General features: G+C 38.2%; 28 protein-coding genes and 1 other annotated feature. Of the genes, 10 read left to right on the top strand and 18 right to left on the bottom strand.

All coding sequences use genetic code 11. From position 1 onward, the window contains the following. Positions 1-21: 21 nt before the first annotated feature. Entirely contained in the window at positions 22-1044 is a 1023-nt protein-coding gene (locus J0J36_RS04245) for a DUF475 domain-containing protein (RefSeq protein ID WP_153924722.1), read from the bottom strand. 12 nt (positions 1045-1056) lie between these two features. Further along, positions 1057-1680, bottom strand: coding sequence for a YigZ family protein (locus tag J0J36_RS04240; protein WP_019292769.1), 624 nt, complete (start codon positions 1678-1680; stop codon positions 1057-1059). A gap of 54 nt (positions 1681-1734) precedes the next feature. On the opposite strand from J0J36_RS04240, the gene J0J36_RS04235 reads away from it, so the two are divergent. Beyond that, complete coding sequence (locus J0J36_RS04235; RefSeq protein ID WP_153924719.1) at positions 1735-2991, top strand: DEAD/DEAH box helicase; 1257 nt, start codon at positions 1735-1737, stop codon at positions 2989-2991. After that, complete coding sequence (locus J0J36_RS04230) at positions 2988-3632, top strand: ComF family protein (RefSeq protein WP_019292771.1); 645 nt, start codon at positions 2988-2990, stop codon at positions 3630-3632. The genes J0J36_RS04235 and J0J36_RS04230 overlap by 4 nt, the downstream gene beginning before the upstream one ends. A 2-nt stretch (positions 3633-3634) precedes the next feature. Here the strand turns inward: J0J36_RS04230 and J0J36_RS04225 are convergent, their stop codons facing one another. The 5 genes from J0J36_RS04225 to J0J36_RS04205 all read right to left on the bottom strand — a co-directional run bounded on the left by J0J36_RS04225 (position 3635) and on the right by J0J36_RS04205 (position 7226). After that, a complete protein-coding gene (locus tag J0J36_RS04225; protein WP_019292772.1) occupies positions 3635-4096 on the bottom strand; it encodes a diacylglycerol kinase family protein in 462 nt (153 codons plus the stop codon). Then, positions 4080-4568 (bottom strand): rRNA maturation RNase YbeY, encoded by a 489-nt coding sequence (gene ybeY / locus J0J36_RS04220; RefSeq protein ID WP_019292773.1) that lies wholly within the window; start codon positions 4566-4568, stop codon positions 4080-4082. Before ybeY ends, J0J36_RS04225 begins: the two co-directional genes overlap by 17 nt. 9 nt (positions 4569-4577) lie before the next feature. Continuing rightward, positions 4578-5051: an NUDIX hydrolase gene (locus tag J0J36_RS04215; RefSeq protein WP_019292774.1), complete on the bottom strand. Its 474-nt coding sequence runs from the start codon at positions 5049-5051 to the stop codon at positions 4578-4580. A gap of 1 nt (position 5052) precedes the next feature. Beyond that, complete coding sequence (locus J0J36_RS04210; RefSeq protein WP_153924716.1) at positions 5053-6012, bottom strand: PhoH family protein; 960 nt, start codon at positions 6010-6012, stop codon at positions 5053-5055. Positions 6013-6131: 119 nt separating this feature from the next. Next, entirely contained in the window at positions 6132-7226 is a 1095-nt protein-coding gene (locus J0J36_RS04205; protein WP_153924713.1) for an alanine dehydrogenase, read from the bottom strand. A gap of 607 nt (positions 7227-7833) precedes the next feature. Between J0J36_RS04205 and J0J36_RS04200 the strand changes: the two genes are divergently transcribed. Then, on the top strand, positions 7834-9006 hold the full coding sequence (locus J0J36_RS04200) for a hypothetical protein (protein ID WP_153924710.1): 1173 nt from the start codon (positions 7834-7836) through the stop codon (positions 9004-9006). Between the two features lie 6 nt (positions 9007-9012). After that, complete coding sequence (locus J0J36_RS04195; protein ID WP_153924708.1) at positions 9013-9645, top strand: ATP-binding cassette domain-containing protein; 633 nt, start codon at positions 9013-9015, stop codon at positions 9643-9645. Between the two features lie 99 nt (positions 9646-9744). Here the strand turns inward: J0J36_RS04195 and rpmA are convergent, their stop codons facing one another. The 6 genes from rpmA to J0J36_RS04165 form a co-directional block, all read right to left on the bottom strand. Further along, on the bottom strand, positions 9745-10029 hold the full coding sequence (gene rpmA, locus J0J36_RS04190) for a 50S ribosomal protein L27 (RefSeq protein ID WP_004257956.1): 285 nt from the start codon (positions 10027-10029) through the stop codon (positions 9745-9747). Then, complete coding sequence (locus J0J36_RS04185; protein WP_004257958.1) at positions 10022-10366, bottom strand: ribosomal-processing cysteine protease Prp; 345 nt, start codon at positions 10364-10366, stop codon at positions 10022-10024. The genes rpmA and J0J36_RS04185 overlap by 8 nt, the downstream gene beginning before the upstream one ends. A gap of 3 nt (positions 10367-10369) precedes the next feature. Then, the gene (gene rplU, locus J0J36_RS04180) at positions 10370-10684 is read right to left on the bottom strand and encodes a 50S ribosomal protein L21 (protein WP_003136338.1); all 315 of its coding nucleotides are present in this window, start codon (positions 10682-10684) and stop codon (positions 10370-10372) included. Between the two features lie 33 nt (positions 10685-10717). Further along, positions 10718-10790, bottom strand: a sequence feature (ribosomal protein L21 leader region). 143 nt (positions 10791-10933) lie between these two features. Continuing rightward, positions 10934-11842 (bottom strand): diacylglycerol kinase family protein, encoded by a 909-nt coding sequence (locus tag J0J36_RS04175; protein WP_040086322.1) that lies wholly within the window; start codon positions 11840-11842, stop codon positions 10934-10936. 90 nt (positions 11843-11932) lie between these two features. Continuing rightward, positions 11933-13111: a DUF998 domain-containing protein gene (locus J0J36_RS04170; protein WP_029345738.1), complete on the bottom strand. Its 1179-nt coding sequence runs from the start codon at positions 13109-13111 to the stop codon at positions 11933-11935. Positions 13112-13113: 2 nt separating this feature from the next. After that, the gene (locus J0J36_RS04165; protein ID WP_019292782.1) at positions 13114-13491 is read right to left on the bottom strand and encodes a DUF1934 domain-containing protein; all 378 of its coding nucleotides are present in this window, start codon (positions 13489-13491) and stop codon (positions 13114-13116) included. A gap of 200 nt (positions 13492-13691) precedes the next feature. Here J0J36_RS04165 and J0J36_RS04160 point away from each other — a divergent pair, with 200 nt between their 5' ends. The 3 genes from J0J36_RS04160 to J0J36_RS04150 are packed head-to-tail and all read left to right on the top strand — an operon-like array spanning position 13692 to position 16185. Continuing rightward, positions 13692-14990 (top strand): HD domain-containing protein, encoded by a 1299-nt coding sequence (locus tag J0J36_RS04160; protein WP_019292783.1) that lies wholly within the window; start codon positions 13692-13694, stop codon positions 14988-14990. Between the two features lie 21 nt (positions 14991-15011). Beyond that, the gene (yidA, locus tag J0J36_RS04155; RefSeq protein ID WP_019292784.1) at positions 15012-15824 is read left to right on the top strand and encodes a sugar-phosphatase; all 813 of its coding nucleotides are present in this window, start codon (positions 15012-15014) and stop codon (positions 15822-15824) included. Continuing rightward, entirely contained in the window at positions 15817-16185 is a 369-nt protein-coding gene (locus J0J36_RS04150) for a hypothetical protein (protein ID WP_019335349.1), read from the top strand. The genes yidA and J0J36_RS04150 overlap by 8 nt, the downstream gene beginning before the upstream one ends. A 19-nt stretch (positions 16186-16204) precedes the next feature. On the opposite strand, the gene J0J36_RS04145 is transcribed toward J0J36_RS04150, so the two are convergent. The 3 genes from J0J36_RS04145 to J0J36_RS04135 form a co-directional block, all read right to left on the bottom strand. Continuing rightward, positions 16205-17218, bottom strand: a complete 1014-nt coding sequence (locus tag J0J36_RS04145) for a rhodanese-related sulfurtransferase (RefSeq protein ID WP_019291868.1) — start codon at positions 17216-17218, stop codon at positions 16205-16207. A gap of 87 nt (positions 17219-17305) precedes the next feature. Further along, positions 17306-17764 carry a hypothetical protein gene (locus J0J36_RS04140; RefSeq protein WP_019291869.1) on the bottom strand — a complete coding sequence of 153 codons (459 nt, stop codon included), beginning with the start codon at positions 17762-17764 and terminating at the stop codon, positions 17306-17308. A gap of 100 nt (positions 17765-17864) precedes the next feature. Beyond that, the gene (locus J0J36_RS04135) at positions 17865-18467 is read right to left on the bottom strand and encodes a DUF6287 domain-containing protein (RefSeq protein ID WP_153924706.1); all 603 of its coding nucleotides are present in this window, start codon (positions 18465-18467) and stop codon (positions 17865-17867) included. 191 nt (positions 18468-18658) lie between these two features. On the opposite strand from J0J36_RS04135, the gene J0J36_RS04130 reads away from it, so the two are divergent. From J0J36_RS04130 to J0J36_RS04120, 3 genes are all read left to right on the top strand, one after another. Continuing rightward, entirely contained in the window at positions 18659-19303 is a 645-nt protein-coding gene (locus tag J0J36_RS04130) for a CatA-like O-acetyltransferase (protein ID WP_153924704.1), read from the top strand. Positions 19304-19376: 73 nt separating this feature from the next. Continuing rightward, positions 19377-20255, top strand: coding sequence for a phosphoesterase (locus J0J36_RS04125; RefSeq protein WP_029343339.1), 879 nt, complete (start codon positions 19377-19379; stop codon positions 20253-20255). 72 nt (positions 20256-20327) lie between these two features. Beyond that, the gene (locus J0J36_RS04120; protein WP_153924702.1) at positions 20328-20858 is read left to right on the top strand and encodes a DUF402 domain-containing protein; all 531 of its coding nucleotides are present in this window, start codon (positions 20328-20330) and stop codon (positions 20856-20858) included. A 21-nt stretch (positions 20859-20879) separates the two neighbouring features. Here the strand turns inward: J0J36_RS04120 and J0J36_RS04115 are convergent, their stop codons facing one another. Continuing rightward, the gene (locus J0J36_RS04115; RefSeq protein ID WP_153924699.1) at positions 20880-22520 is read right to left on the bottom strand and encodes an ABC transporter permease; all 1641 of its coding nucleotides are present in this window, start codon (positions 22518-22520) and stop codon (positions 20880-20882) included. 12 nt (positions 22521-22532) lie between these two features. Further along, positions 22533-23411: an ABC transporter ATP-binding protein gene (locus J0J36_RS04110; RefSeq protein ID WP_019291874.1), complete on the bottom strand. Its 879-nt coding sequence runs from the start codon at positions 23409-23411 to the stop codon at positions 22533-22535. Between the last annotated feature and the right edge of the window lie 78 nt (positions 23412-23489).

The following is a 23489-nucleotide window of genomic DNA, read 5'->3' as shown; positions in this document are numbered from 1 at the left end:
GAGGTGCAACTTTTTTGTTTTTTAATGTGTTCGATTGTAAATAATGCTTGAGATAAAGGATAACACGATAATAATCCCGCCAAGTAGACCTGTCACTGCCTCACCAATTTCCCAATGGATACTTGCCAAAATCAGAATGGCTAAGGTAAGAATCGCCCAATGCGCACCGTGTTCTAAATAAACAAGCTCATTCAGTGTTCCTTTTTCTACCAAGTAAAGGGTCAGTGATCGGACAAACATTGCCCCGATAACACCTAGCCCTAGTAGGATAATAATAGGGTCTGAGGTAATGGCGAAGGCACCAATAACACCATCAAAACTAAAGGAAGCATCAATAACTTCCAGGTAAAGGAAGAGCGAGAAAGCTGCTCTTCCCACAGCGTAAGTCGTCTGACCTGCTGTTTCGGTAGGCATGTGCTCGGTCATCATATCGCCAAAGCCATTCACCAACATATAAGTTACAATCCCCAAAACACCGGAGAATAGAACAGTGTGTGCATCAGCCGCGATAAATTCAGCAGTCAATAAAAGAACAAGCATTGAAATTATCGCATTTGCTGCAGGAAAATGTCCAACCTGTTGCAAGACTTTTTCGGGCAATTTTAGCCATGTATGTGCTCTTTGATCAAAGAAAAAACCAAGTGCAAGCATCAAAAGAAACATTCCACCAAATGCAGCGATTGAAGGATGCGCATGGTGTAAAATATAACCGTAGGTCCCTGGATCACTGGGATCACCTTTTTCTAAAGCTAAGCGCATGGCACTTATCGGATCCAGTTTTGCGGAGACACCAACAATTAAAAGCGGAAAGACCAGGCGCATCCCTACAACAGCAATTAAAATCCCCACCGTCAAAAATATTTTACGCCAAGCATGGCTCATACGCTCCAAAATACGTGCATTAACAATGGCATTATCCATGGAAAGTGAAATTTCCAACACTGCTAGGATAGCTGTAATCATTAAGCCATCCCATCCGGCGTAGAGGTAAGCGATAATTAACGCAATAATACTAACAATAAACGAGCTTCTAAAAATTTTCATAAATCCCTTTTTCTAAATATCAACTTCCACCAGTTGCTTGTCCCCTTTTGCCGCGGAAATTTTTCCACTGAACTGTTCAACCAAATCGGCCAAAAGTTGCTCTGTCTTATCCAAGTCAACAAAGAGCTTGACCGTAACATCGGAGAGAAATTCACTCTCTGAGATGACTAAGCCTTGGGAACTTAAAAAGCGCTGTAGCCCGTCATAATTCCCGTAATCAAGAGTCAAGATTAATTGCTCCTGTGTGACAAATTTGACCAAACCAACCTGATCTAGAGCATGGCCAACACTCCCCGCATATGCACGGATTAAACCACCAGCACCGAGTTTAATTCCTCCAAAATATCGAGTCACAACTGCGCAAACGTTGGTAATTTCTCTTTTCTTAAGAATTTCCAACATAGGTACACCAGCTGTACCAGAAGGTTCGCCATCATCACTTGAACGCTGAATCTCCTGACGGTCGCCTAAAGTAAAGGCGGAACAATTATGATTCGCCTTATGATGCTCTTTTTTTATTTCAGAAATAAAAGCTCGTGCTTCTTCCTCAGTATAAACGCGCTTCAAATGGCAAATGAAGCGCGATTTTTTGATTTCTTCTTCTGCAATGAAATCCTCTTTTATGGTAATTGTCATAAATAAATTTTATCAAAAATAGTGAAAACATGCGACTTTTTTCGTCTTAAAGGTATGAATGAATTATATGGTAGACTCCTTTTACAAAAAGAATTGTCGAAAATCCCAGACAAAGCAACACTTTTTGATAGTATGCACGATATTTCAAGAACAGTGATTATGTGCAATCGCTGTGGCAAAAAAAGTAAGAAAAAAGAGGTCCTACTCCCCGTTGGTGCTTATTATTGTCCCCATTGTATTCAGATGGGACGTGTTCGCTCGGATGAAAAACTTTATCATCTTCCTCAGGAGGATTTTTTAGCAGCTTCTTTTCTAAACTGGCAGGGAAAACTCACAGCCCCTCAGCAATATATATCTGATACTCTAGTCAAATTACATCAGCAACAAAAAACGGTGCTGGTACAGGCTGTCACGGGTGCAGGAAAAACTGAAATGATTTATCAGATGATTGATAACACCCTTAAAAAAGGAAAAGCTGTAGCTTTAACTAGCCCTCGTATTGATGTCTGTCTAGAACTCTACTATCGCTTAAAGCGAGATTTTTCTTGTCCCATCTCGCTTTTACACGGAAAAAGTGAGAAATACAGCCGCTCGCCACTCGTAATTGCGACGACACATCAGCTTATGAGTTTTCGTCATGCCTTTGACTTACTCATTCTTGATGAGGTTGATGCTTTTCCATTTCCAGATAATGACATGCTTTCTTTTGCACTGACTCAAGCTCGTAAACCTTCTTCAAGCTTGATTTATCTTACTGCAACAACCACCGATAATTTGGAAAGACAAGTCAAGTTGGGGCAAATCGAAAAGTTACAACTTCCCCGACGTTTTCATGGTTTTCCATTGGTACTCCCACAATTTTTTTGGCAGAGCAAGTTTTATAAAATGGTCAAAAAACAACGCGAATCTGGTTTCCCATTACTTATCTTTGTCCCTGAAATAAGACTGGGAGAAAAACTGAACCAAGACTTACAGAGTAGTTTTCCTCATGAAAAAATTGCCTTTGTTGCTTCAACGAGTCTTGAACGCTTAGAGGCTGTGGAACGTTTTCGCCAGGGCAATATTTCTATCCTTGTCTCAACGACTATTTTAGAACGTGGTGTAACTTTTCCTAAGGTTGACGTTTTTGTATTTCAAAGTCATCACCATAATTTCACAAGATCAAGCCTCATCCAAATTGCTGGACGAGTAGGTCGAAGTACCGAAAGACCTGACGGCAAAGTGTTTTTCTTTCATTTAGGAAAAATAACAGCAATGTTGGAAGCTTATAAAAATATCAGAAATATAAATAAGGCAGGAGGTTTCCAATGATTTGTTTGCTTTGCCATACTGAATACACTATTGAACCCACTTTCCATCAACTTTTTCTCTTAAAAGACTCTTCTCCCGGGCTTTGTACAACCTGTCACAATAAGTTTCAACTGATTACTCCACCTTATTGTAGCCGCTGTTATAAGCCAGACATAAAGGACGTCTGCTCTGACTGCAAGATTTGGGAAAAGGAAGGTATTATTGTAAATCATCAAGCTGTCTTTACCTATAATAAAGCCATGGAAGAATTCTTTAGTCGTTACAAATTTTTGGGAGATTATCGCCTACATCATGTTTTTTACAAATATTTTCAAACAGAAAAAGGATATACGATTGTTCCAATCCCCGTGAGTAAGCAACGCTTTCAGGAGAGAGGTTTCAATCAGGTCGCTGCGCTCCTGCAGCAACTTCCTTTCAGTTCTCTTCTGGAAAAAGAAGAAGGTCCTGCACAAAATACACGTACCAGAAATGAACGTCTTAAAAACAAAAATACCTTTACTTTAAAAGCAAAGGTAAAAATGCCAGATAAAATTTTACTGGTGGATGACGTCTATACTACCGGTCGGACGCTCCAACATGCTATAGCTGTCTTAAAACAAGGAGGGGCTCAGGAAATCAAAACCTTTTCCTTATGCCGTTGAGTTTAAAAGAAAAGGTGCCAAATTTTAGGTAAGAAGATAAACGCAGCAACAATCACGGCAAAACCAGAAATGACTAAAACAGCTCCTGCAGCCATATCTTTGGCTCTTTTGGCGCGCAAATGAAACTGGTAATCAGCAGCCAAATCAACCACATTCTCAATAGCCGAATTGAAGAGCTCTGCCATAAAGACTAAAAAGATGGCAAGAAAAAGGAAAAGCCACTCAAATTCTTGAATTTGCAAAACAACACCTAGGATCAAAGCCAACACACCAGAAAGTGTATGCTTGCGCATATTTCTTTCTTCTTTAAAAGCTGTCCAGATACCCGTAATTGCGAACTCCATGCTGGAAATAACATTCGTATTTTTCCAACGTTTGCGCTGGGTATTCTCTGGGACTTCACCGTCCGCAAAGTCTTCCTTATTAAAAATTTTTACATCTTTTTCGTTATCTTTTAAGTCCATAAGCAGTCAAAATCTCCTCCTGAAGTCCGAACATTTCTGCTTCTTCTTCTGGAGAATAATGATCGTAACCATTAATGTGTAAGAAGCCATGAACAGCTAACCAGCCATATTCACGTTCAAGGGAATGCCCATAATCTTCTGCTTGCTCGGCAGCTTTATCGATTGAGATAAAGAGCTCACCAATAAAAGGATCAAGCTCATCCATCAACTCTTCTGGAATATCCATATCTTCATCAAAGAAAAACTCATCTTCATCAGGCTTATATTCAAGCGAAATAACATCCGTCGGTGCATCTTTCTCTCTATATTCCAGATTAATTTCTTGTGACCGCGCATTATCAACGAAAGTAACAGACATTTCTTTTGAGTCGGCAAGCTTTATATAATCTGCAGCAAAGCTTAATAACTTTTCAGTTTGCTCAATAATTTCTTTTGAAACTTTTCCTGTTTCATCAACTAATTCTATATACATTCTTTTCCCTTATATATTTTCGATGTTCTCTCTCATTTTTTTCGCGAAATCTAAGAGCGGTGTTCTTGTTGAAGGCATAATATTTTCTGGCAATTGGTCAAATGCAAACCATTGTGCATCCAGAACTTCGCTTTCTTCAAAAACCATTTGACCTGAAAAATCATTGCTGACATAAACAGTATCTACAATATGAACTTCATCACCATTTGGATAGCAAAAATGCTGTTCCTCTCCAGAACATACGGTAAATAGCTCCATGTTTCCTACAGTCAAACCTATCTCTTCAAAAAGCTCTCTGCTCGCAGCTTCTTCTGCTGTTTCTCCAGGTTCGATTGAACCCCCATGATAAGACCAACACCCTGTATCCTTACGTTTCTGAAGCAAGATTCCATCTTCATTATAGATAATTATGCTAGCACATGCAACAACAAGTGGGCGCGGGCCTAATATTTTACGTAAGTCGAGAACATAACCTTCAGACATCTTACTCTCCTTTTTTCTCGTAAGCATCAATAATTTGAGCTACAACAGGATGACGAACGACGTCCTTAGCTGTAAAGTAGACAAAATCAATACTATTTAAACCAGAAAGTTTTTCTTTTGCGTCAATCAAACCAGATTTAGCCTTAGCCGGCAAATCAATCTGTGAAATATCACCATTGACAATCATTTTTGAGTTGAAGCCCAAACGTGTCAGGAACATTTTCATTTGCATCGTTGTTGTGTTTTGCGCTTCATCCAAGATAACAAAGGCATCATCTAAAGTACGTCCACGCATGTAAGCTAAAGGTGCAATTTCAATAATCCCACGCTCCATCATACGTTCCGTTGCATTTTTTCCTAAAATCTGGAAGAGTGCATCATAAACAGGACGCAGATAAGGATCTACTTTTTCTTGCAAATCTCCCGGTAAGAACCCCAGATTTTCACCAGCCTCTACAGCCGGACGTGTCAAAATAATGCGTTTCACCTGACCATTACGCAATGCTTGGACTGCCATAACGACAGCCAAAAAGGTTTTCCCGGTCCCCGCAGGACCAATGCCGAAGACGACATCATGCTGCTTCACACTGTCTACATAGAACTTCTGCCCCACATTTTTTAACCGAATTGGTGTACCAACAGCATCTTTAGTGAGCTCGATTTCATAAAGTGTAATGAAATTTTCGATATTATCTTCAAGCACCATTTTAACTGCAATCATCGCATCAGAGCTATGGACAGGTAAACCACGAGAAATCAAAACTAAAAGAGCCTGTAAAACTTTACGTGCTTGCTCAGGCGCTACTTCATTATCAGCAAAAATCTGTACGCGCTCTCCGCGATAGTTTATATCAACAGCAAGTTGAGATTCAATCAACTGTGCATTTTTATCCTGTGAACCAAAAAGTAAAACTGCATCTTCTGGATTTTCCAACTTAAATTCTACGGAATGTCTAGCCAAACAAATACCTTCCTGTTCTTTTATTTATAATCTTTGTCTCATTATATCATATTTCAAGGTTTATACGCTTCCATACCTTTCATGCAAGCAAAAAGATCATTGGGAAGCCCCAATAATCTTTACTTAATTTTTGTATAAGGAAGCCCAATCGAATCAGCCAACGCATGCGACACTATTGTTCCTTTATAGACACTCATACCAGAGCGAAGCGATTCACTAAGATTAAGTGCTTCTTCTAAACCATTGTCGGCAATCTGCTTCAAGTATTCTATATTCCCTTTAGACATTACCAGAGTTGAAGTCCGAGGTGTTGCCCCTGGCATATTTGGCACTGCATAATGAATGACATTGTGTCTTGTAAATACCGGTTCTGCATGATTCGTTGCGTGATCAATAGTTTCAACCGTCCCTCCTTGATCAATAGCGATATCAACAATCACAGCACCTGGTTTCATTGATTTGACCATATACTCTTTCACAAGCTTTGGTGGTTTAGCCCCAGGAATCAGAATTGTTGAAATAAAAACGTCTGCTTTTTTTATGTGCTCTTCAAGTGCTTCGGTTGTTGACTTGACGATCTGCAGCTTTTTACCCGCATAACGCGTTTCCAGCTCTTGAATACGTGTATCACTCAGCTCTAAAATAAGGACGGAACAACCAATACTCAAAGCAATATCTGCTGCAGTACCACCACCAAATATAACGATATGTCCTGCCTCGATACCACTTTCGGGAATGCCTGGAAGTAGAATTCCTTGTCCCCCATGTTGTTTTTCCAGATAATATTGTCCAATATTAACGGCACGTCGTCCCGCAATTGCACTCAAGGGTTTGAGTAATGGAAAAGTTCCCTCCGTAGCGATATTTTCAGCCGAAAAAGCAGTCACCTTCATTTCTATCATTTTTTCAACACAAGCTTTATTTGCAGGTAAATGTAAAAATCCCCAGATTATTTGTCCCTCTTTAAGGTATTGATATTCTTCCTCTAAGGGCTCTTTTACGCGAACCATCATTTCTGCTTCCCATGTTTCTTCACGTTCCACTATCTTGGCTCCCGCTGCGATATACTGCTCATTTGGAAAACCAGCACCAAAACCTGCATTATTTTCGACATATAGCGTATGCCAGACCTCTACCAAAATTTTTACATTTTCCGGCGTCATTCCTACTCGTGCTTCCCCTTGTTTCAAGTCTTTTACTACACCAATTTTCATTCTTTTCTCCTTCAATGCAACTCAAATTTATAGAGTAAATATATCATCAATAAAGCGCTTAACTTACGAAAAGGGAAAATAACACTGTCTTTTTAGAATAATAAGATATTTTTGTTTTATATTCTACAAGGTATATTTTTAGTGAAAAGTAAGATGTATTTACGTCTTATATAGTGTAAGGCAAAAAAGATGTTAGGCATTGAAAGGAAACACTCAATATAACATCAATATTTATAGAAAAAGGAGTAAATTACATGTCAAACAAAAAACTAAAAAAACTGCTTATTACTGCTCTCACAGCTCTTGCACCCACGTCAGGTCCGGCTTTAGTACAAGCGAATGACATTCAAAGGCCTGCACCTCGAGTCTGGGTAGGAACTGTTGTTCGACAAAAAGTATACAATGTCAGAGGAAGTCTTCTACAGACACATTACCGTGAATTAAGGGTCAGAAATGGCTATAGAGTCAGAGTAACACCTCTCTATCTTAACAGAAACAGAACGCGTTACTATCAAGACTACATTTATCATACTTACTAAGCAAATGAAAAAATGGTGAGAGGGAAAATAGCATATGTTTCCCTTCGTTCTTTTCATGAGGAAAAAATATGTTTATACTAAAAAAATTTGTAAGCAGTAATAAAAATAAAGTCCTGATTTCCTTACTGTTCATCGGCTTAATCTTTCAGTTTGTTGCTTTTAAAACTGTAGGAACTCATCCCCCTAATGGTTTAGGATTGGAAGATACAACACAGGAAAATATCAAAGCCAGCGAAAAAAGTATCAGGGAACTCAAAAGTTTTATTGAATCTGGAGATCCTCCAGAAAACGCTGAAGAACTCTTAAGAGAACTCAATGATGAGTTAAAATTAGATAAGGCAAAACTTCAAGCATTAGAAGTAAATAATTACAATGAATTCTGGCGTTTAGATAACCTTTATAATGAACAAAGAATTAAAAAGTTAGAGGAAGCACAAAAAAATGGTGAAGAGATTCCTTTTGGTGGGGGATATGAGTATTTCAAGGCAACTTCCAAATGGTACCACCAAGTCCTAGACAGTGGGCAAGACTTTACTCAAGCTCCAGGGGTAAACCCATCCAGCATCGGCGCTGCCCTCTATATTTTGATTGGCTTAGGTGGACTTTATGGTCTAATCCTGCTGACTTTTATCTGTGGAGATACCTTGGCAATGGAGATGCCAAACGGTTTGCGCTATTACCATTTGATGAAAAAGGATAAAAAAATGTTTCATTTCCAACATCTATTTATCCCTGCTGGCTTTGTACTCCTACTTATTCTTTCTGCCTTGCTGGTTTTTGCGCTCATCGCTGGACTCCAGTTTGGCATGGGCTCTTGGAACTTTCCTAACTTTGTCGTTGGGGCGATTTATGATGTATTTCAGGGCGAGGAGTTGCTCTGGCGCCTGCTCTATCTGCTTCTGGCCATCCTATTTATTACAAGTTTAGGACAGCTCCTCTCACAGTTTATCAGAAAAGCTTATATTCCTTCAGCGATTATCGCTTTACTGCTGGTCACTTATTCTGTTATCCATACGCATGAAGCGATGAAAACAATCGTTAAATGGATCCCTTTAACCTACTTAAACATTAATACTGTCTTGCAGTTTTCCAACGGTGAAAATTCTTGGCCAACTTCTGGGAACTTTCTCTTTGAGAGAGACTCCCTCTGGATTGGTGCTCTTGTACTCCTCTCTTGCAGTATTCTTTTCTATGGTATCAGCTATATCTTATTCACAAAGTACATCTATAGAAAGGCCTAGTAACTTATGAAACTTATAATAAATAATCTAACAACCTTTACGCTGAGTAACATATGTCTCACACTTGATAAACCAGGTCTTTATGGTATTATCGGTCGAAATGGCACAGGAAAATCTACCCTTTTCACGGCAATTAATAAGGAAATGAACTACGAGGGAGATATTCAGATTTCTGATGGCTGGCATCAAGGTAGAGTTTCATATGTTGCGACACTTGATATTTTTGACCCTAATCTTAGAGCAATCGATTATATTAAGGTTTTGACAAAGACAGAGCTAAAAAGCGCAGAAAAATACATGCCCTTATTTTCTGCTTCACGTTTCTTTAAAAGACCAATCAAAAAATATTCTCTCGGAATGAAAGAAATACTGGCTTTCATTTACACTGTAAGCCTTGAAGCAGACCTTATCATTGTCGATGAGCTGATGAATGGGCTTGACAATGCGATGCGTGCCAAAGCCTTCCAAATCTTAAAAGAGCTTTCCAAAACAAAAATCATTCTGCTTACTTCCCACATCTTAGAAGAGGTGGAAAAATATTGCGACCAAGTCTATTTTCTTTCAAAATATGGTTTTGATGATGTCCTAAATTTTAGGGAAGCACAAAAATTAATCCAGGAAACTCAAGTATTTATGTAAAGAAAAGACATGAATCTGTCCCTCAAGAGTGGGCTTTCCTCATTGTCTTTTCTTTTATATTTATAAAAAAAGCCTCTCCGAAGAGAGACTCGTTTACCATTATTTAGCTACTGCTGGGTAAACTGAAACGTGTTTTTTACCACGTTTCATTTCAAATTTAACGTGTCCTTCGATTTTAGCGAAGAGAGTGTCATCGCCACCACGACCAACGTTAGCACCTGGATGGATATGTGTACCACGTTGACGGAAAAGGATTGAACCGCCGCTTACAAGTTCACCGTCAGATGCTTTAGCACCAAGACGTTTAGCTTGTGAGTCACGACCATTGGAAGTAGAACCCCCACCTTTTTTGTGGGCGAAGAGTTGCAGATTAAGTTCAAGCATTATATTGCCCTCCATTTTCAATTTTAAGTGTAATGTATTGGCTGTAATTATTTGATACTTCTCGCATAGCATTTTCAAACGCTTGGAGAAGTGTTTGAGCCAATTCGCCTTGTCTTTCAGGAGTACTCAAAGGTATTTCAACATAAAGATAACCATCTTCCATATTGGCAATAGGTTTAATCTTTGCCATTTCATAGAGATTATTTGCTGTTGTAATTGACAACACACTCACAGCTGCACAGACCACATCGTGACCATATTCACCTGATTCAGCATGTCCAGAGATTTCATAGGAAACTATTTTATCTCGCTTTGTCCTGATAACCGCTTCAATCATGCCTTAAGCGTTGATTGATTTGATAACAACCTTAGTGTAAGGTTGACGGTGACCTTGTTTACGGTGTGAGTGTTTTTTAGGTTTATATTGGAAAGTAACAACTTTCTTTTGTTTACCATGTTTTTCAACTTCACCGACAACTGTTGCACCTGAAACGAGTGGAGCACCAACTTTAGTAGTAGCACCGCCGACAAGAACAACTTCATCAAAAGTTACAGTTTGACCAGCTTCAACGTTAAGTTTTTCAACGTAGATAACTTGTCCTTCTTCAACTTTGACTTGTTTACCACCAGTTTTGATGATTGCGTAGTTTGACATTGTGATTCCTCCTTGTTAGATTTTGTGCCGTAAAACGACTGTAAGACTCGCCTTGGACCGTGAGCTAATGCTACTTAAACGGTACCTCGTGCGGTTGTACTTTATGGGAGACCACAAAGACAACTATATAAGTATAACAGAAAATATTCTTCAATTCAAGTGGAATGCAAGGTTTTTTTACTTCAATTTGTCATTTACAGTTAAGTTTGCATTCATCAGGTGCTTTTATAGATAATATAAGATAAGTTCTTATTTAGGAACCACCGTAGTCAAACCTTTGCGGTATACCGTTATGTCTAGTGGAAGTGGCGAGCTTTTATCTCCGTCAATTCTTGAATAAGGAATATCTTGTTTTTTATTAGATTGGGCACTTATTTCTAAGTGATCTGTGTCAAAATAAGTAATTTCCATAAAATCTTCGAGTTGGCCCTTGCGTAGCTTATTAAGATGGAATAAAATTTTGAGTAAATTAATCTCCTTCAACGAATACACTCGGATAAGACCATCGTCTACCTTAGCATCAAGAGATAAAGCCTGTCTTCCGCCAATCGTATCGGTCATCGTAATTAATAATAATTTCGTTTTTAAGGCTTTTGTTTTGCCATTATATTTGAGCTCGATACGGTAGCTTTTATTATGGCGAATAACTTTGTAGGCATCCTTCAAGTAAGTAAAGGGTCCAAATTTTTTCTTTTCTGAGCTGCTCACATTTTGAGCGATATCTGCCAATATTCCCAAGGTTAAGCTGGAAATCATATAATCATCGTTAACTTTAGCAATATCAAATTTTTGCAACTTCCCCTCATTGAGATTTTGCAAGGCAGCTTCTATATTCTGAGGAATATGGAGTGATTTTGACAAGTTATTGACTGTACCATTGGGAACGATACCTAAGATAGATTTGCTTCCTCCCTCAAATACGCCTCCACATACTTTATTAATCGTTCCATCTCCACCAAGTGCCACTACAAGATCTGTGTTTTCTTGACTTGCTTTTTTTGCTAAACGTACTGCATCTTCTGGGCTATCTGGATTGATATATTCCACATGAGAGGCTTTGTTTTCTTCTTTTCCAAAAAAAATTTTAATTGTATTTAATACTTCGTTTTCGTCATTTTTTCCTGATTTTTCATTATAAAATACTTTTACTTCTTTCATTTTGACCTCCCTATCGTCTTTATTTTACCATAGCTTTTACTTAAGGTAAAAAAAAGCTGCTCTGCTTTTGGTATATGAAAAAACCACAGCTTATTTTTCTGTGATTTTTTCTACGTCTTTTACGATATCAACTTGATAAACGACACGTGGATTAAACAATATCCTCACTAATGTATTAATCAAGAGCATGATCCATGCAAAAGATAAGCTAAAGGAAAGAATTTCAAAGGCAGTTAAGTTCAGATAATAGAGCGGATGCCATAAGAAGTAACCAAAAACTATCAAACCTGCTAAACCATAAGAAATGCGGTACATGTTTTTATCTAAGTCAGGTAAAAACCAGCGAATTCCTAAGATTGATAAACTCATAAACAAAACAATGAGCTGAGCCGCCACATCGTGCATAATGTGCGCCAAACCATCACCATTATTAGGAATCAGGCCAACCAAAGCGATAGAGATGGCACATAAAGTTAATAAGATTTGCAATATCATAAATCGTATACGATGCCCTAATTTTTCACGAATCGAGACGAATATATAATCAAATAAAGCAATCATCAAGGCAGCCGAAACAACCAAAGTCATATTAAACTGCAAGCTTGTGTTGGATTCACTCGTTCCTAGCAGGCTGAAGTTCTTTTGCCACCAGTATTGGTTATTGTTGGCGGCCATACTTGCGACAAGTCCACCAACAGAAACCATAATAAGCATATTAATCATCATTTGGATGGAGAATGTGTCTACAGCAAAAATTAACAGGTAATTTAAAATTCCAGAAAAAATAGCAAAAATCAGCATTGACGTAAAAACATCAAAACTCAAGCCATAAAAAAGCTGGTTCAAGAACCAAAATAAGGCAACTAATCCTAAAGTGACGATAATAAAAACAGAAAGAATAACAGAGGGAAAAGTTCGCCAGTACACGCGCGGTAACATGGTATGATAAAGCTCCTTCCGCTTTTTAATAAAAGCAATGATAAAAGATGTTAAAGCGATCGTATTAGCAATAACTAAAACGCCAGTTGAGATCGAGGCTGTCCCCGACAATTTAATCTGACTCAGTCCCATCACCTGACTGGCAACAAAAAAGAGGAGTGTGCTAAGCGCTGTGGGGATTAGAAAGACCCGCGCTGCCTCTTCTCTCTTGTTGGGGGTTTTAGCACGTATGGTGAAGCTGTTTTTATTATTTTCAACGACTTCAATTTCTTTTTCACCTGACAACTCCAGCTGGTCGTACAGTTCCTCAGGGAGTAATATTTTTTTCATCTTTAACTCAATTTCCAATCAATTCTCATTCGATACTCCCCGATCGGGATATCATTTTGAGCTAAGCGGTATTTCAATTTCACATGTTTTAACTCTTCATTCATATGAAAACCATCTGTCAAAATCTCCAAACGTCCCAAACCTTCATAAAGAGTATGCGTTGGAAGTTCTTTGTGAAAACGCATGACAACCGGTTTATCAGCATAACGTGTCATACTCAACTCTTTGTCATCAAACTTTATCAAGACTTTTTCTTCTTCAGCATTCTTATAATATAATGCAATTTTATTCCCTAACTTTTTAACATCACCTTCAAAAGTTTCACGAATAAATTCTTCTTGTCCATCAATAACAATACGGTTCCGAATAGTAATTTCCATAACTGTTATTTTACTATAACTTGCCTTATTAGTAAAATGGCAATTTATGTTAATTTCGGTTATAATTATATTACAGTAATGCAAGAGTTTTCATTAAGTTAGAGTCTCTCTTGAAGACTCTTTGTCGAAAAACTTATCTTGAAACCACAACTTGTTCAATTACGTCAAGATAATTGCATGTAAAATGCAAAGGAGGTTGTATGGCACAGCTCGAAAAAGTTTTTCGTGACCCCGTCCATGATTATATTCATGTCGAAAACGAAACAATTTATGATTTAATTAACACTGCAGAATTCCAGCGTTTACGTCGTATAAAACAACTGGGAACTTCTTCATACACTTTTCACGGAGCCGAGCATAGTCGCTTCTCTCATTGTATGGGAGTTTATCATATCGCTAAAACAATCACTGAATGGTTCACTAAGCGTTATCCTGAAACTTGGAATCCAGAAGAAAATTTAGTTACACAATGTGCAGCTTTATTACATGATGTCGGTCATGGTGCTTATTCTCATACGTTTGAAGGCCTATTTGGCACAGATCACGAAGCCATGACACGTGAGATAATTACCTCACCAGCTACTGAAATCAATGCGGTTTTACGCAAAGTAAGTCCTGACTTTCCTGAGCAGGTCGCTTCAGTCATTTCCCATGACTATCCTAACCCACAAGTGGTGCAACTTATTTCCAGTCAAATTGATGCAGATCGTATGGATTACCTCTTAAGGGATGCTTACTATACTGGTGCAGTCTATGGACAGTTTGATTTGACTCGGATTCTGCGTGTAATTGCGCCTCATGAAGATGGAATTGTCTTCAGAATTTCTGGTATGCATGCCGTTGAAGATTACATTGTGAGCCGTTACCAAATGTACATGCAGGTTTACTTCCATCCGGCAAGTCGCTCCATGGAAGTCATTCTCCAAAACTTGCTGAAGCGGGCTAAATATTTATACCAATTTGATCACGATTACTTTGCGCATACAAGTCCTTGTTTAGTTCCTTTCTTTGAGAATAAACAAACTTTGCATGATTATCTCGCCTTGGATGATGGTGTAATGAATACCTATTTTCAAACATGGATGGCTAACGAAGATGATATTTTGTCTAAGCTTGCTCAGATGTATATCAACCGCCATCTTTTAAAATCCTTAGAGTATAATCAAGGACAAGAAAAACAACTGGATCTTTTTAACTCTGATGCTTCGCTTTTGGACAAACTGCGTGATCAAGTGGAAAAAGCTGGCTTTGACCCGCAATATTTCACGGGAACAAACAGTAATTTCGATCTCCCTTATGACTTTTATCGTCCCAATTCGAATAAACCACGAACACAGATTGAAATTTTACAAAAAGATGGTAGCCTCATTGAGCTTTCCGAGGTCTCTCCTATTGTGGCAAGTTTAGCGGGCACCATTCACGGAAACAGCCGCTTCTACTTCCCAAAAGTGATGTTGGAGAATCCTGAATTCATTACCTTTATGCAAACCAACCTTTAATTAGAAAAGAGAAAAAATAAAATGATTAAACTTATCGCTATTGACATCGATGGTACACTATTGGACCCGGAACGTAAAATCACGCCAGAAGTTAAGCAGGCAATTGCTGAAGCTAAAGCTGCTGGAGTTAAGGTTGTTATTACAACAGGTCGTCCACTTATGGGTGTTCATGATATTCTGGAAGAACTTGAATTGACGGATTATAGTGATTATGTCATCACTTATAACGGTGCTTTAGTGCAACGTGCGACTGGCGAAGAGTTCATTATGGAAACCTTAGAAGCTGAAGATGTTCTTGATATTGATGCTGCAGCTCGTAAAATCGGTGTACATATGCATGCCATTACTAAAAAAGGAATCTACACAAGTAATCGTGACATCGGTAAATATACTATTCACGAAGCTTCCTTGGTTAATATGCCCCTCTATTTCCGTCAGCCTGAGGAAATTGCAGCACTTGAAGTTGCAAAAGTAATGATGATTGATGAACCTGAAGTTTTAGACAATGCTATCGCCTACTTGCCTTTTGAATTTTTCGAGCGTTATAACATGGTTAAATCAACTCCATTTTATCTTGAATTTATGAATAAAAAAGCCAGCAAAGGAAATGCTGTATTGCACTTAGCTAAAAAACTCTTCCTAGATGTGGACGAGTTAATGGCAATTGGTGATCAAGAAAATGACCGTTCTATGTTGGAAGCTGTTGGCAACCCAGTTGTCATGGGCAATGGTAAAGAAGAGCTGAAAAAAATTGCCAAATATGTCACAAAATCTAATGCTGAATCTGGTGTCGCGCATGCCATTAACGAATGGGTTTTGAAAGATTATGAATAAGCTTGCTGAAGAAACCTTTGGTCAGAATGTCCACTTTTGGTATGACGGACTTCCGCTTTATAAAGATGGGACCTATGCAAAAGAACTCGAATTTTCTGACCAACTTAAAACTGTTCTTTTACTGGTAAACGATGATTTCCATAACAAAGAAGCGCTTGAATATTTCTGGTATATCTATGGTAATGAACAGACACAGGATGCTCTGCATGAAAAGGTACGACCAAATATTATGATTCGTTATCAGTCAGGGGAATTTTTCGTGCGCATGAATATTGCCGATGCGGATTTTGCTTTATCTTTGGAGCGCGTGCTTGCTTTTGAAACAGAACTCAAGGAACAATTAAAAAAAGCAATCTTTTAAAAGATTGCTTTTTTTATTTTTAGCTTCTTCCTTTTGTGAAGAATGTTGGATCCGCTGCACGCTCTGCGATTAAAGCATTGATTTCTTCATCAGATAAGCTGAGTTCCTCCACACAGCTTTGTGAACAACAACCTTCAAAGCGCTCTGCACAATTTTCACACTGGATAAATAAACGATGACAAGCTTTATTTTTACAGTTTGTATGCATATCACAAGCTTCACCACATTGCGGACATGTTGAGAGAACATCGTCTGTTATACGTTCTCCCATACGTTCATCAAATACGAAGTTTTTACCGATAAATTCAATCGGTAAGTCTTGTTCTTTAGCTTTACGCGCGTATTCAATAATTCCGCCTTCCACATGGTAAACATTTTCAAAACCTTCATGCTTCATAAAGGCACTGGCTTTTTCACAACGAATTCCACCTGTACAGTACATGACAATATTTTTATCTTTGTCGTCTTTAAGCATATCTGCAGCCATTGGTAACTGCTCACGGAAAGTTGCAGATGGTACCTCTAAGGCATCTTTGAAATGTCCCACTTCGTACTCGTAGTGGTTACGCATATCAACAAAGATTGTGTCTTCTTTACCGAGCATTTCGTTCACTTCTTCAGCTTTTAAGTACTGCCCAACATCTGAAGGATCAAACGTTGGATCATCAATACCATCTGCAACAATTTTGTTACGGACTTTCATGCGTAAGACCCAGAAAGATTTTCCATCATCTTTAATCGCATAGTTCAGACGAAGGCCATCCAGTTCTGGCGCTGTTTGGTAAAGGGTCGTTTTGAACTTTTCTAAATTAGGAGTAGGCACACTGATTTGTGCATTTATTCCTTCTTTCGCAATATAAACACGACCAAAGACTTTTAAATCCTCAAATTTCATGTAAAGATTATCACGAAATTCTTGTGGGTCAGCAATATTAAAATATTTATAAAAAGAAATAGTTGTACGAGGCTCTGTTTCAGCTTCTAAACGTTCTTTTAATTCTTTATTTGAAATTTTATTGTGTAAGATAGTCATATTTCTATGGTAGCATAGCTTTATATTTTTCTTAAGAAATGCGCTTGTGTTTTTTTGCACAAGAGTTGATATAAAAAAGAAACACAATCAAGAAAGTGTTTCTTTTTCTTCTTCTTCGGCAAGTTGCTCAAGCTTTTTCATACGACTCATCAGCTGTCTTTCCCCCAAGAGAATGACCAACAATAATAAACCCCAACCTGCTAAGATTCCCGCTGTACGCATCAGGCCATCTCCACGATAAGTCAAAAAGATACGTTCTGGATGTTCATTATCCACGTAAATTTTGATTTTTGTATCAACAGTGCCCAAGTTTCTAAAGTAAGTATCCAAGGGACGTACTTGGTGACTGACACCTTCAAAAGTGTATTTCACCTCTTTTAATGCTTCATCCCCGCGGACAATCACACCTTGTGTTTCAGTTTTTGTGACGTTTTTATTAGCCATATGAACCCCAGTAAAAAAGAGAGAGCCTGAGATTAATGCTAAGCCAACAACGAGTAAGAGAATTCTTGAAATCCCTTGCAGTATTTTTACCGTATTCTTCATCTATAACCTATATAAATTCTAATCTTAATTTTGATCCCCCCCTATTATATCAAAATTATCGTTCGGACTCTAGTTAGCTATAATTTATAAGCTTACAAATTTATTTTCTGTAGAAATATTCTTCAGCAGGACTGTTTGACCCACCTTGCACTAAAAGCAGACGTGGCTTAGATGTATCTGATTGATCGCCATATGGATTTTTTTCTCCAACCTTTAATGTTTCGATTGCTGCTCCAGCACGTGCCACACCAGTTGCCATTCGAATATTGAGTACTTTTTGCCCTGAACTTACAGTATCCACAGTAATTGTCTGTGCCTCTCCATTAAGAGTTGCACTATGGTCTGGGTTAATTATTAAAATATTGCCATTTCCAGCACCCCATGTGCCAGACAGTGTTGTAAAATCATTGTTTAAAATTGCCGCTTCATCCAAATCAACTTCTTGTACCTCTGTACTTGAGCCCGGAGTAACTTCAGTAGAGGTTTCTGGCTCTGAACTTGGTATCACTTCTTCTGGGCTACTTGTTTCACTTTCTATACTTTTTGTACTTTCAGTAGACACTGAACTTTCGATCGTTGATGTTTGACTTGTCACCTCTGTTTTTTCTTCTGAGGACTTTGTTTTAGAAGCTTTTTCGGACGAACAAGCAACCAATGTCAATGACATAAGTGCAATACCAGATAACATTATTAATTTTTTCATACTTTTTTACTCCTTGTTTCTATTTTAATACAAAGCCCCAAGAAAAGAAAGCGCGACCATTTCATCTCTACACAAAATAAAAAAATACTTTTAATTTAGCTGACAGCTGGATAAGTCCTTCAAAATTATAGAAATCTATGATACACTCTAAGGAAGTACTCGCTTGTAATAGTGATTTTTGAGGAGAAACAATGAATTTTAAATATCTTGACATGGCTTCCTATAATCGGCTTTCACATTTTGAATATTTTAAAAGTCTCGCTCAACCTTATGTTGGAGTGACCGTGAACGTAAATATTACACAACTTCTTGCAACGATAAAAGAGAATAAGTTACCATTTTTCTTGACCATCTGTTACTGTGTGTCACAAGCAGCAAACGGTGTTTCAGAATTTAAGCAACGTATCGTTGAAGATAAAATTATAGAATTTGATAACTGTCAGACTTCACACACAGTTTCCTTAGATGATGGAACCTATACTTACTGCAATCTTGATTATACACCTGATTTTGCTGCATTTTTGAGCTATGCCGTGGAAGAGCAAGAAAAAGCTAAAACCATACGCTCAATCGATGAGGAAGCAGAGGATACTTTAAATAAATTATTTATCTTCACGCTCCCATGGTTCTCTTTCACTTCTATGATTAATCCAACACCAGTTCCTGCGGACAGCAATCCAAGAATCACCTGGGGAAAGTATTTTGAACAAAACAATGAACTGTTGCTTCCCCTTTCGATTCTTGCTAACCACGCCCTTGTGGATGGAGCACACATCGCAGCATTTTATACCTTATTGGATGAGGCAATTGAAAAATTAGTCCAAAATTATCAATAAATAAAAAACTCCTGTAGTCTTTTTTCGGTCAACACAATTAGAACTTGACTTGCGCTTCTGTTATAATTTAACTATGAAAAAATTAGCACTGCTTTCAGATTTGCATCTGGATGTTAATCAATTTACAGATACTGAAATTCAAGTTTTTATTGATACGCTACAAGAGCAATCTGTGACAGACTTGCACTTTGCAGGCGACATGTCCAACGACTATAAAAAAATTACGGCACCTTTTTTTAATCAATTATCAAAGTGTTTCGATATCAGCCATAATCTTGGCAATCACGATATGGTACATTTATCCGAAAAAGAAATTAATGCACAGGATTTTTCACTTAAGTATTTTGGTGATACACTTTTGATTAGTTTTCATGGCTGGTATGATTATTCTTTCACTCAAGATTACTCGAAGGAAAAACTTTTAGCCTTTAAGAATAGTTTTTACTTTGATCGTAAAATTCATCGTGATTATAGCGATGCTCTCACAACACAACATACTCTTAACAGCCTTAAAAGCATCTTGGAAAATCTAGATTTTTCTGGCCGTATCATCATTGCCATGCATTTTGTTCCACACAAAGCTTTTTCCATTAATACAGCTTATAAAAAATTTGAGCGCTTCAATGCTTATCTTGGTTCCCAAGCTTTCCATGAGCTGTTTATTCAGTTTCCGCAAATTACGGACGTGGTCTTTGGACACGCACATCATCGTATTTCTGCTCAATCTATTGATGGAATCATGTATCATTCCCGCCCCTTAGGTTACACTTACGAGTGGCAAATGGTTAGCGATTTTCTGCAAGATTATCCTGAATATCAAATCGAAGAACACTATCATTTGCGTAAAAGATATCAGGCGATTAGATCACTTGATAGCTGGCAAAATTATCGTGAACAGAATCTGTCAAAGGAGTTTCTTAGTAGCTTAAGTTTTTTTGAACTGCCAACCTAAGTTCAGAAACTTTTTGAATATTATGCTATAATAATAAGCGAGAACTTTGAATTTTGGAAAGTTGGTGAAGCCTTGAATCTTCCGAAAGAAGGCGACCTTGTCACGATTCAAAGCTATAAACATGATGGCAGTTTACATCGTATTTGGCGAGATACGATGATACTGAAAACAAATGAAAATTCAATTATTGGTGTAAATGACCACACACTTGTAACCGAGTCAGACGACCGTCGTTGGGTCACACGTGAACCTGCAATCGTTTATTTCCACAAAAAGTTTTGGTTTAACATCATTGCTATGATTCGTGAGGAAGGCGTCAGCTACTACTGCAACCTTGCGAGCCCCTTTGTTTTAGACAATGAGGCGCTGAAATACATCGACTACGATCTCGATGTAAAAGTATTTAAAGATGGCGAGAAAAAACTCTTGGATGTTGAAGAATATGAACGTCACAGAAGACAAATGAACTACTCTCCTGAAATTGACCATATTTTGAAAGAAAATGTAAAAATTCTTGTTGATTGGATAAATAATGAACGCGGACCTTTCTCCAAAGAGTATGTTGACATTTGGTACAATCGCTATCATCAATTAAAAAAATAGTCCATCTGGACTATTTTTTATTTAATCCCCAATCAAGTCACGTTGGCGATAAGCAACCATTCCAAGTAGAACAAAAGATACTGCTAAAGCAAATATGAGTACAAAATTACCCCAGTTCATCGTTTCGACCGGAAGCCTTGAAATATGGTGGAAAATATTAAAATTATTTAACCAAGCCGGGAGATTCAATCTGTTGCCAATATAACTCATGAAGAACGCAAAGCCAAGATAAACCCAAATCCAAGCACTCAAACGTGGAACCAAGGCTATGAGCAAGCCTAAAATACCCAGAATAAAGAAAACTCCAGCTGTCCAAGACATCCCCGCAGCAGCTACTTTAGCAAAGCTAAATGCATTGGCGTTATTAGCTTGAGCCAGATAGATACCAAGTACAACTGCAAATTGAGCAAGAGCCCCCAATATCCAAGAGATAATCATATAGGTTGCATAAACTTTATAACGGCTAATCGGCATAGCATAAAGCTGTTCTTGCCGATTTTTTCGTTCTTCTGTTACCAGCCGCATGAGGGAAGTGACCGCAAAACAAGCAACCATTACCGCACAAATCATAAAGATTGTCGACATAAAACTTTCAATCATCGCTTTACTTGCTGCCTTGCTGGCTTCATTTGCCAGATGAGGGTCAATATTAAAGAGTTTGGATATAGTTGGACTAGATTCAACAAAGCCACCGATTTGGTCAATCATAGATCCATAAGTGATACCTAGAACAAAAAGTCCCAAAATCCATCCGATACTGGCTGTACGTTGTTGCCTCAGCGTAAGTCCTGTAAAACTAAGCAAGCTTTTCGAAGCATGGTCCTTACCGTTTATCTCTGGAATATAACCTGCATTGACATCTCGTCTAATCTCAAGGAAATAAGCTAGAACGAGAAGGACAAGGCTTAATCCCAATGCTAACAAGATAGGAAGCCAATGATTCTTAACATAAGGGTCGGTCAGATATGACCAACTCAAGGGATTCCAATAGCCCCAATTTACATTTTGTGTATCTGTTCCCATACGAATAAGATAGAGCAAGCCAAGGAAGCCAAAAGTGGCACCTTTAGCACTACCTGAGTCGGAAAAGATTTGCGCAAAAACAAGTGCGAATAAGCCCCACATTAAACTTTGAGCACCTATAGCAGAGGCAAACAAGAGATTTACGCTAAAAGAAGTCATGCCCGGAATATTTTGCAACTGAATTGAAATCGCCAAAACCACAGTAATCAAGATTTGTAAAACAAAGAGTTCAATAACGACAGCTGTAGTATTGGCTAGCTTTCCCACTTGAAAAGAACGGAAAACTTCAGCAATTCCATCCTCTTCTTCTTTACGCGTTCGATTGACAACGTAGATAACAGAAACAACAGCAAATGTTATTGCTGTAATTAAAGGCATGGTCGTGCCATAAGCTGCTGCTGCGGTAAAATCCTTTCCTTGAGTGACCGTCATAGGACCGAATAATGCCGTCATAGCTGGTCCTTGAAAAACATTAAACATAGTTTCTCTTTGACTGTCAGTCTGCATGATAAGCTCAAATTTACCCACTCCTGATGCTGCAAAAGCCAACACACCGGCTATCCAAAAGACCAGCTTTAACCAATCTCTCTTGAGCAAGGCCTTCAGCATACTGAAGGTTTTATTTAATGGTTTATCCATAATGTCCACCTCCTACTCATAATGATGCATGAAGAGCTCTTCTAAAGTTGGCGGTGTAGACTCTAACTTCTTCACCCCATACTTAAGTAAGGTTTTTAAGATAACATCTGTTTTATCCGAATCCACTTGAAAAACAGCCTTGTTACCATTGAGATGTAAATCATGTACGCCCTCTAATCCACGCAACTCTTCTGGCGCTTGATGAGTTTCGACTTTAAAAGTATCACGTGTCAAATGACGTAAATCATCAAGTGAGCCTGTCTCAACGATTTCTCCTTTTCGAATTACAGCAACACGATCTGCTAGACGTTCGACTTCAGATAAGATATGGCTGGACAAAATAATGGCTTTCCCTGCTTTTTTGAGGCGCTGGACTTCAGCTTGGAAAACCGATTCCATCAAGGGATCCAAACCACTGGTTGGCTCGTCAAATATATAAAGTTCAGCATCCGTGGCTAAGGCAGCAATTAAGGCAATCTTCTGACGGTTTCCTTTGGAATAGCTATGCGCCTTTTTCTTGGGATCAAGTTCAAACTTCTTGATAAGTTCATCACGTTTTTTTAAATCTGCATGACCATGTAGCTTCAAGAAAAGGTCAATAATCTCGCCCCCAGAAAGATTGGGCCAAAGATATACATCGCCAGGCACATAAGCAATTTTCTTATGAATCCCAATGGCATCTGTCCACACATCTTTACCAAATATTGTGGCTGAACCTCCACTCTTTTTAATAATCCCCAGCAAAACACGAATCGTTGTTGATTTTCCTGAACCATTGGGACCAATATAGCCCAAAACTTCTCCGGCATTTACATCTAATGTAACATTCTTCAAAGCTTGAAATTTACCAAAATTTTTCTGCAAGTTTTTTATTTCAACAATCTTTTGCATTGCTTTTCCTCCTCACTCCATAAATAATATGTACTATTTTTACTTTTATAGTTCATATTGTACTATTTTAGTTGAAAG

Origin of the sequence: Lactococcus sp. LG1074 (assembly GCF_017309525.1) — a bacterium.
GTDB lineage: Bacteria > Bacillota > Bacilli > Lactobacillales > Streptococcaceae > Lactococcus > Lactococcus petauri.
This window is presented reverse-complemented; position numbering and strand designations above follow the sequence as displayed.